Below are 7,523 nucleotides of genomic sequence, written 5' to 3'. Positions count from 1 at the left end.
CGCCCGGTTACATTCCGAACCCGGAAGCTAAGCCTTACAGCGCCGATGGTACTGCAGGGGGGACCCTGTGGGAGAGTAGGACGCCGCCGAACTAAATGTGAGAGAGACCCCCAACTCTGGTCGTAAGACCTGGAGTTGGGGGTCTCTTGCGTTTGCGTGCCGGGCACGGGTGCCGAATATGGGATGAGGGGTCCGGGGGTCCGGTACTACCGTGGCCTCCATGAGTGTCCAGGTCGGCGATGATTACCTGATCCGGGCCATACGGCCTGATGAGTGGGCGACCGTGCGGGGGCTGCGCCTTGAGGCGCTGCGGGATCCCGTTGCCCGGCTTGCCTTTCTGGAGACGTATGAGCAGGCCGTCGGTCGGCCTGACGTCTTCTGGCAGGAGCGGGCGGCTCGGTCCGCCGAGGAGGCGGGCGGGGCGCGGCAGTTCGTGGCCGTGGCGGCGGACGGGGCGTGGGCCGGCACGCTCACGGTGTTGATGGAGGAGGCCGGCACCACGGACTGGGCCGGAGAACTCGTGGATCGCCGGCAGGGGCATGTCGTCGGGGTGTTCGTGCGGCCCCAGCACCGTGGACGCGGGCTGAGCGAGGCGCTGTTCGCGGTCGGTGTCGAGTGGGCGTGGGAGCGGGGAGCCGAACGGGTGCGGCTGTTCGTGCACGAGGACAACGGGCGGGCCCGGGGTGCTTACCGGAAGGCTGGGTTCGTACCCAGTGGGGTGACCACGGAGATGGCCGAGGGCGAGGGACGAGAGCTGGAACTCGTCGTGGAGCGTGCGGGAGGGCGCGGGGGAGCCTGACCGGCTCGGCTCAGACCGGTAGTTCGTGGTGGGGCCAGCGGGTGCGGCCCTGTTCGCGGGAGCGGAGGAGGGCCAGCGTCGGCAGGCCCTGGGCCGTTCCGGTGGCGAGCAGGTCCGGGAGCTGGGGCAGCGGCGCCACGGCCGCGACGTCGTCGAGGACGAGGGTCAGTGGTGGGTCGAGCCGACCGGAGGATGACCGTTCGGCCATGCGCCGGCCGTGCTCGACCACGCTTGAGACGAGCGCCGTCAGCAGCGGCATCGCGCCCGGATCGGTCCTGGGGTCCTCGATGGATTCACCGACCACATAGAGCGTGCCCCCTTCGTTGACGAAGGAATCCAGGGCGAGTGCATCACTTCGGTTCGGGGTGCACGACTCGCGGATGTTGACCGTGGAGAGGGCGGCGAGTGCGCGGCTCGTCAGTTCCTGGGCCATGTCACGGCGTTCGGCGTGGGCGGTGAGGGCCGCTTCGAGTTCACCGGCGGCGCCGGGGGCCGCCTTGGGGTTGGTGCGCAGGGTGCGAACGGCGTCCTGGATTTGGGTGCCCTGGGTCCAGCGGTGGACGTGCCGGATGGTGCGGCCGTCGATGGCCGCCGCGTGCAGATAACTGCGGAGGAGCGTCTCGGCCGTGTCCGCCAGAGCCTGGTCGAGTTTGGCCGTGGGCCTGACCGGGGCGAGCAGGGCGGCGGCCCGTTGCACGGCCGTCTGCTTGTCCTCGCAGCCCGTCGTGGGTGGCCAGTGCAGGCGGGCCGGTGTGTCGCAGCGGTGTGCTGGGTCGTAGAGGTGGGTGGGCCCGAGTTTGGCGCGGGCGTCCTTCGTCTCCGACCAGACGGCCGGGTTGGACGTGACCACGAGGACCGGGCCTTCGGCGTCGCGTACGGTCTGGGCGGCGGTGGCCTGGCGGATCGCGGGTTCGGCGTAGAGCACCGCGCCTTCGGTGCGGGGCTGTTGCCACTCGGGGGTTTCCGTGCCGGCGGCCGTGGGCGCGGGCGGGGGCACGGGGGCGTCCTGGGGTGTCGGTTCACTGCGGGGTACGGGGACTTCGTGCCGGGTGTCGGGGGCCGGGACGGGCAGCGGTTCCGGTGCCCGTCCCGGTGTGGCGGGCGTGGGCGGCGCGGTAGGGGTGTTCTTGGCGTGGCTGCGCCGGGCGCGGCCCGCCCGCCAGCGGGCCGTGGTGCCGATCACGAAGACGGTGAGGACGAACAGCACCATCAACTGGCCGATGAACAGCCCCCAGAACAGCCCGTACCCGGACAACTGCTCGGGTGGTGTGCGGGGCCAGGCGGCGGCGAGGTCGCGCGGCGCGGCGATGAGCTGCCGCATCGCCAGCGGGGTGCGGGTGACGGTGACGTCGGACGGCCAGGAGCCGCGGGCGAACAGGCCCGCCAGGCCCGTGGCCGACCAGACCAGCACGGTCATGCCGAGGAGGAACGCGAGTAGGCCCACCAGCAGGCCGTCGGAGATGCCTCCCTGGCCGTCCCGGCGGCGGTCCGGCTCGTCGCGTCTCATCTCAGTCTCATCCTCATGCCACCGTCGATTCGGACGACCCGTCCAGGTCGCCGAGGTGCTGTTCCACGAAGGCCGCCGCTCGCTGTTCCGCCTCCAGTTCGGCGGCGCGCAGCACCTCGTCGTCGGCGGTGAGGTCGCTGGACGACTCGGTCATCGCGCGGTCGGTGAAGACCAGGGGGCGTTCCGTCTCCGTGACCAGGTGTTTGACGACCTGGACGTTGCCGTTGACGTCCCAGACCGCGATGCCCGGGGTGAGGGTCGGGATGATCTCCACGGCCCAGCGGGGCAGGCCGAGGACGCGGCCGGTGGCGCGGGCCTCGTCGGCCTTCTGGGCGTAGATGGTGCGGGTCGAGGCCATCTTCAGGATTGCCGCGGCCTCCTTCGCGGCGGCGCCGTCCACGACGTCGGAGAGGTGGTGGACGACCGCGACGAAGGACAGGCCGAGGCGTCGCCCGAACTTGAGCAGCCGTTGGAAGAGCTGCGCCACGAACGGGCTGTTGATGATGTGCCAGGCCTCCTCGACCAGGAAGATGCGTTTCTTCCGGTCGGGGCGGATCCAGGTGTGCTCCAGCCATACGCCGACGATCGCCATGAGGATCGGCATGGCGATGGAGTTGCGGTCGATGTGGGACAGGTCGAAGACGATCAGCGGGGCGTCCAGGTCGATGCCGACCGTGGTGGGGCCGTCGAACATGCCGCGCAGGTCGCCGTCGACCAGTCGGTCGATGACCAGTGCCACGTCGAGGCCCCAGGCCCGTACGTCGTCTATATCGACGTTCATCGCCTCCGCCGACTCCGGTTCGGGGTGGCGGAGCTGCTCCACGATGTCGGACAGCACCGGCTGGCGTTCGACGATCGTCTCGTTGACGTAGGCGTGGGCGACCTTGAGGGCGAAGCCGGAGCGTTCGTCCAGGCCGTGTCCCATCGCGACCTCGATGATCGTGCGGAGCAGGGCGAGCTGTCCGGTCGTGGTGATCGACGGGTCGAGCGGGTTGAGCCGGATGCCGTGGTCCAGGGCGGCCGTCGGGTCCAGCCGGATCGGCGTTATCCCCAGCTCCTGGGCGATGAGGTTCCATTCGCCGACGCCGTCCTCGCCCTGTGCGTCCAGGACGACGACCTGACGGTCGCGGAACCGGAGCTGGCGCAGGACGTACGTCTTCTCCAGCGCGGACTTGCCGTTGCCGGACTCGCCGAGGACCAGCCAGTGCGGGGCGGGGAGCTGCTGGCCGTAGAGCTGGAAGGGGTCGTAGATGTAGCCCTTGCCGGAGTACACCTCGCGGCCGATGATGACGCCGGAGTCGCCGAGGCCGGGGGCGGCGGTCGGGAGGTAGACCGCCTGGGCCTGGCCCGTGGACGTGCGCACCGGGAGTCGGGTCGTCTCGACCTTTCCGAACAGGAAGGCCGTGAAGGCGTCCGTGATGGCGGACATCGGGTCCCGCATCAGTGCATCAGCCCCTACCTTCGGATTCCGGTGGCGAACGGGAGGGTGTTCACGAAGGCCCGGTGGTGCTCGCGGTCGCACCACTCCAGCTTCAGGTACGACTTGCCGGCCGAGGCCCTTATGGTCCGCTTGTCGCGGGCGAGGGCTTCGGGGGTGCGGGCGGAGACGGTGATGTAGCCGACCAGATTGACGCCGGCCGCGCCGCTGGCCAGGTCCTCGCCGCGCTGGTCGAGGCGGCTGTGGGCGGCGATGTCGCGCGGGTCGACGGTGCGGTTCATCTTGGCGGCGCGGCTGGCCTCGGCCTCGTCGTTGGTCTTCTCGGTCAGCATCCGCTCGATGGCGATCTCGGTGGGTTCGAGGTCCATGGTGACCGCGACGGTGCGGATGACGTCCGGGGTGTGGACGAGCAGCGGTGCCAGGAAGTTGACGCCGACCGGGGTCATCGGCCACTCCTTGACCCAGGCGGTGGCGTGGCACCAGGGTTCGCGGGTCGCCGACTCGCGGGTCTTGGCCTTGAGGTGGGTGGGCTCCATGGCGTCCAGCTCGGCCGGCCAGGCGTTGCGTTTCGTCATCGCCTGGAGGTGGTCGATCGGGTGGTCCGGGTCGTACATGGAGTGGACGAGGGAGGCGAGCCGGCCCTGGCCGAGCGGCTGGCGCACCCGGATGTCGGCCTCCTGGAGCCGGGAGCAGATGTCGGTCAGCTCGCGGGCCATGACGACGGCGAGTCCGGCGTCCCGGTCGAGGCGGCGGCCGGCCTGGGGGCGGGCGGCGCGGGCCATGGCGTGGGCCTCGGCGGCCAGTTCGCGGGAGTAGTGCATGCAGGCGACGAGGTAGGCGCGGTGCTGCTCACTGCTGGTGGAGACCATGGACTGGAGCTGCTCGTAGGAGCGGGCCAGCCAGGGGAGTGCCTTCTCGTCGCCGCGCTGGGCGACGTCCTTGGCGTGGGCGTCCGGGTCGGCGGGCAGGGTGCGGGCGAGCATCTGGAGCCGGGTGACGAAGCCGTCGCCGTTGGCCACGTGCTTGAGCAGCGTGCCGAAGCGGTCGACCAGGGCTTCCTGGTCCTCGGAGTCGCGCAGTCCGACGCCCGGGCCCTCGATCTCGATGGCGGCGGTGACGGTCTTGCGGTCGGCGTGCAGGAGTACGGCGATCTCGTCGGGTCCGAAGGGGGCGGCGAGCCAGTTGATGCGTCCGATGCCGGGGGGCGGGCCGACCTCGACCTCGCGGCCGTCGAGGCGGGTGCCCGCCTCCATGGCGGCGGAGCGGTAGACGGTGCCCTGGCGCAGGGTGCGCTTGTAGCTGCGGTTGATCTCGAACCACTTGTAGAAGGTGCGGCGCTTGTACGGCACGTACACGGCCCCGAGCGCGAGCAGGGGGAAGCCCATCAGCAGCACGATCCGCAGGGACAGGACGGGGACCAGCAGTCCGCACATCATGCCCAGGAACGCGCCGAAGATGATGAGCGCGATCTCGCCGGTCTCTCGGTTGCGGCCGATGACCGCGTTCGGCCGGGCGCGGCCGATGAGATACGTACGGCGGGGCGTGACCGGATGGGACAGGTGGGACTCGGTCGTCAACGCCCTTCACCTCCCGAGCGGTTGTTGCGGTTGTTGCCGGCGTGCGGGGTCTTCGCCGGGCTGGGGGAGCGCGGCGCGGGTGCGGCGGAGGGGACAGATCCGCCGCCTCCGTTCGGGGTGCGCGTGCTGTGCGCGGCGACTCCGCCGGAAACCGGGTTGGCGGGGCGGGCGGCGGAGCCGGACTGGCCGCCGCCTCCGTTGCTGTCGGCGCGGGCGCTGTGGGTCCTGATGCCCTGGGCGACCAGGTTCGCGGGGGAGCTGATGACGGCGGCGGCCTTGCCCTCGGCGCCCTGCATGATGCGGTTGTTGCGGGAGGCGGCGATCTCGTCGCCGAAGCCGGGGACGAAGCGGTAGATCATCGCGCTGGCGAAGATGGCGAGCAGGATGATGGCCAGTCCGGAGACGACGGCGGAGAACGCGTCCGGGCCGCCGTCCGAGGAGAGGGCGCCGGCCAGGCCGAGCACGATGACGATGACCGGTTTGACCAGGATGACCGCGATCATGACGCCGGCCCAGCGGCGTACGTGGCCCCACAGGTTCTTGTCGACCAGGCCGGCGTAGACGACGGTGCCGAGGAGGGCGCCGACGTAGAGCAGGGCGGCGCGGATGACCAGTTCCAGCCAGAGGATGCCGGCGGCGAGGATGGAGACCAGGGAGACGACGATCAGCATGATCGGGCCGCCGCCGATGTCGGTGCCCTTGTCCAGGGCGCCGGCGAAGGTGCCGAAGAAGGTGTCGGTCTGGTCGCCGGTGGTCTTCGCCAGGACGTCCGTCACGCCGTCGGCGGCCGAGACGACGGTGTAGAGGATCAGGGGGGTGAAGGCGGAGGCCAGCACGGTGAGCCAGAGGAAGCCGACGGCTTCGGACAGGGCGCTGGTGAGCGGGACGCCGCGGACCGCGCGCTTGGCCACGGCCAGGAGCCACAGCAGGAGGGTGAGGATGGTGGACGCGGCGAAGACGACCGCGTACTGCTGGAGGAACTTGGGGTTGGTGAAGTCGACGTTCGCCGTCTCCTTCACCGCGCCGCCCAGCTTGCTGATGGTCCAGGAGGCGGCGTCGGCGCAGCCCTTGGCGAGGGAGGAGAGGGGGTCGAGGGTGGAGGTGAGGGGGTTGCTTGAGCCGGATCCGCCGGACTTGTCGCCTTGTTCGCAGTAGTCCTTGGCGGGGCCGATCAGCAGTCCGCACGCGCTGTCGCTCGACGTGGGGGACGGCGACGGTGACTGCGAAGGGTCGGGAGTGGGGGCGGCGACGGCTCTGGTGGCCAGCAGCACCGCGGTCGTCTGTACGGCTGTCACGAATCCGGCGAGCTTGAGGACGCGACGCGGGTTACCGGGCATACGTGAACCCTCCGTACTCCTCGATGACCTTGCTGATTTCGTCGGAGCCGGAGGCTTTGTCGTCCCCGGGTACCGGCGCTGGGCCGTCCTTCTGCGTGTCCGTGCTGATCTTCCAGTCACCTTCGGCCCACTCCAGATCGAAGGTCCAGGTCTTCCAGGTGGATGTCACCGGGTCGGTCGTGGTCGGTGCCGACATGCCGATGAGGCCCAGGTACCAGACCGAGACCTTGGCCCCGCTGTCTTCGTACTGCTCGACCTTGGTGCCCACGGGGGTGGTGCGTGAGACGAAGGTGCTGCCCTTGGGCGGATTGCCGTTCGTGTCCAGGCCCAGTTTGTCGAGGAAGCCCGCCGAGTAGGCGCTGTCCATCGCCCCTTGGAGGCGTTCGGCGGCGGCCGGCGTGTAGAGGGTGTCGACGATTCTGTGCCGGTTGTCCTTGTTGAACATGCCGGCCGAGCCCAGCGCCACCGCGTAGTTGGCCGCCGCGCTCTGTGCTCCCTGTTCGGTGTGGGGGAAGCCCGCGGGGATGCCGGCCGTCTTCGACTGGACCGGGGCGTCGCCCGTCGCTGCGGTCGCGGAGGTGGCCGGTTTGTCGGCGGAGTTGTCGGTCGAGGAGCCGTTCTTGCCGTCGCCGCGGTTCGCGAAGGCGATGGCGGCGATCAGCAGGATGACGACGCCGACGACCGTGACGAGGCCGCGGGAGGAGGAACGGCCGCTTCGGCGGGCGCCGCCGTAGGGGTCGCTCTCGGGGAGCCGGGTGCGGGTCTGGCCGGTGTCGGCGTAACCGCCGGAGAGGTCGTTCTCGTCGCCGAGACTCATGCCGCGTACGCCCCCTCGACGTCGTACAGGAAACCCTGGTTCCGGACC

At 70.4% G+C, this 7,523-nt stretch carries 6 protein-coding genes and 1 rRNA gene; 2 read left to right on the top strand and 5 right to left on the bottom strand.

The genetic code is table 11. The features are described from left to right. Both rrf and ACFY2B_RS13535 read left to right on the top strand, forming a co-directional pair. Nucleotides 1-92 (top strand): 5S ribosomal RNA (gene rrf, locus ACFY2B_RS13540); the annotation flags it as partial. 128 nt (nt 93-220) lie between these two features. Further along, nucleotides 221-799 (top strand): GNAT family N-acetyltransferase, encoded by a 579-nt coding sequence (locus ACFY2B_RS13535; protein ID WP_390763277.1) that lies wholly within the window; start codon nt 221-223, stop codon nt 797-799. A gap of 10 nt (nt 800-809) precedes the next feature. Here the strand turns inward: ACFY2B_RS13535 and ACFY2B_RS13530 are convergent, their stop codons facing one another. The 5 genes from ACFY2B_RS13530 to ACFY2B_RS13510 are packed head-to-tail and all read right to left on the bottom strand — an operon-like array spanning nt 810 to nt 7,475. Further along, a complete protein-coding gene (locus ACFY2B_RS13530; RefSeq protein WP_390763276.1) occupies nt 810-2,306 on the bottom strand; it encodes a type IV secretory system conjugative DNA transfer family protein in 1,497 nt (498 codons plus the stop codon). Between the two features lie 13 nt (nt 2,307-2,319). After that, the gene (locus ACFY2B_RS13525) at nt 2,320-3,747 is read right to left on the bottom strand and encodes an ATP-binding protein (protein WP_390763275.1); all 1,428 of its coding nucleotides are present in this window, start codon (nt 3,745-3,747) and stop codon (nt 2,320-2,322) included. A gap of 14 nt (nt 3,748-3,761) precedes the next feature. After that, nucleotides 3,762-5,321, bottom strand: coding sequence for an SCO6880 family protein (locus ACFY2B_RS13520; protein ID WP_390763274.1), 1,560 nt, complete (start codon nt 5,319-5,321; stop codon nt 3,762-3,764). Next, nucleotides 5,318-6,658: a hypothetical protein gene (locus tag ACFY2B_RS13515; protein ID WP_390763273.1), complete on the bottom strand. Its 1,341-nt coding sequence runs from the start codon at nt 6,656-6,658 to the stop codon at nt 5,318-5,320. The genes ACFY2B_RS13520 and ACFY2B_RS13515 overlap by 4 nt, the downstream gene beginning before the upstream one ends. Further along, the gene (locus ACFY2B_RS13510; protein WP_390763272.1) at nt 6,648-7,475 is read right to left on the bottom strand and encodes a hypothetical protein; all 828 of its coding nucleotides are present in this window, start codon (nt 7,473-7,475) and stop codon (nt 6,648-6,650) included. The genes ACFY2B_RS13515 and ACFY2B_RS13510 overlap by 11 nt, the downstream gene beginning before the upstream one ends. Between the last annotated feature and the right edge of the window lie 48 nt (nt 7,476-7,523).

Source organism: Streptomyces sp. NPDC001270, assembly GCF_042896695.1.
GTDB lineage: Bacteria > Actinomycetota > Actinomycetes > Streptomycetales > Streptomycetaceae > Streptomyces.
Note: the sequence above shows the minus strand (reverse complement) of the source record. Positions and strands in the feature narration are given on the sequence as shown.

Bases quoted from the DNA above. Each gene is read 5' to 3' on its own strand.
- ACFY2B_RS13530 (WP_390763276.1), bottom strand. From the start codon at position 2,306: ATGAGACGCGACGAGCCGGACCGCCGCCGGGACGGCCAGGGAGGCATC.
- ACFY2B_RS13515 (WP_390763273.1), bottom strand. From the start codon at position 6,658: ATGCCCGGTAACCCGCGTCGCGTCCTCAAGCTCGCCGGATTCGTGACA.
- ACFY2B_RS13510 (WP_390763272.1), bottom strand. From the start codon at position 7,475: ATGAGTCTCGGCGACGAGAACGACCTCTCCGGCGGTTACGCCGACACC.
- ACFY2B_RS13535 (WP_390763277.1), top strand. From the start codon at position 221: ATGAGTGTCCAGGTCGGCGATGATTACCTGATCCGGGCCATACGGCCT.
- ACFY2B_RS13525 (WP_390763275.1), bottom strand. From the start codon at position 3,747: ATGCGGGACCCGATGTCCGCCATCACGGACGCCTTCACGGCCTTCCTG.